This window comes from Gottfriedia acidiceleris (genome assembly GCF_036421055.1).
Lineage (GTDB): Bacteria > Bacillota > Bacilli > Bacillales > Bacillaceae_G > Gottfriedia > Gottfriedia acidiceleris_C.
The window spans coordinates 1-1,121 of sequence record NZ_JAZGQS010000040.1 but is presented as its reverse complement, the minus strand read 5'-3'; the positions used below and the strand labels follow the sequence as shown (position 1 = coordinate 1,121).

Below are 1,121 nucleotides of genomic sequence, written 5' to 3'. Positions count from 1 at the left end.
CTTTTAGGAGGCGACCGCCCCAGTCAAACTGCCCACCTGACACTGTCTCCCCGCCCGATAAGGGCGGCGGGTTAGAAGGTCAATACAGCCAGGGTAGTATCCCACCGATGCCTCCACCGAAGCTGGCGCTCCGGTTTCCAAGGCTCCTACCTATCCTGTACAAGCTGTACCAACATTCAATATCAGGCTGCAGTAAAGCTCCACGGGGTCTTTCCGTCCTGTCGCGGGTAACCTGCATCTTCACAGGTACTATAATTTCACCGAGTCTCTCGTTGAGACAGTGCCCAGATCGTTGCGCCTTTCGTGCGGGTCGGAACTTACCCGACAAGGAATTTCGCTACCTTAGGACCGTTATAGTTACGGCCGCCGTTTACTGGGGCTTCAATTCGCACCTTCGCTTACGCTAAGCGCTCCTCTTAACCTTCCAGCACCGGGCAGGCGTCAGCCCCTATACTTCGCCTTACGGCTTCGCAGAGACCTGTGTTTTTGCTAAACAGTCGCCTGGGCCTATTCACTGCGGCTCTCTCGGGCTTGCACCCTAACAGAGCACCCCTTCTCCCGAAGTTACGGGGTCATTTTGCCGAGTTCCTTAACGAGAGTTCTCTCGATCACCTTAGGATTCTCTCCTCGCCTACCTGTGTCGGTTTGCGGTACGGGCACCTCTCACCTCGCTAGAGGCTTTTCTTGGCAGTGTGGAATCAGGAACTTCGCTACTATAATTCGCTCGCCATCACAGCTCAGCCTTCACGGGAAACGGATTTGCCTATTTCCCAGCCTAACTGCTTGGACGCGGATATCCAATACCGCGCTTACCCTATCCTCCTGCGTCCCCCCATTGCTCAAATGGTGAGGAGGTGGTACAGGAATATCAACCTGTTATCCATCGCCTACGCCTTTCGGCCTCGGCTTAGGTCCCGACTAACCCTGAGCGGACGAGCCTTCCTCAGGAAACCTTAGGCATTCGGTGGAGGGGATTCTCACCCCTCTTTCGCTACTCATACCGGCATTCTCACTTCTAAGCGCTCCACAAGTCCTTCCGGTCTTGCTTCACAGCCCTTAGAACGCTCTCCTACCACTGTTCGAAGAACAGTCCGCAGCTTCGGTGATACGTTTAGCCCCGG

The 1,121-nt window shown here is 55.1% G+C and carries 1 rRNA gene; it reads right to left on the bottom strand.

Annotation, left to right across the window (positions count from 1 at the left end):
- Positions 1 to 1,121: ribosomal RNA gene (locus RAH41_RS22405) — 23S ribosomal RNA — on the bottom strand; the annotation flags it as partial.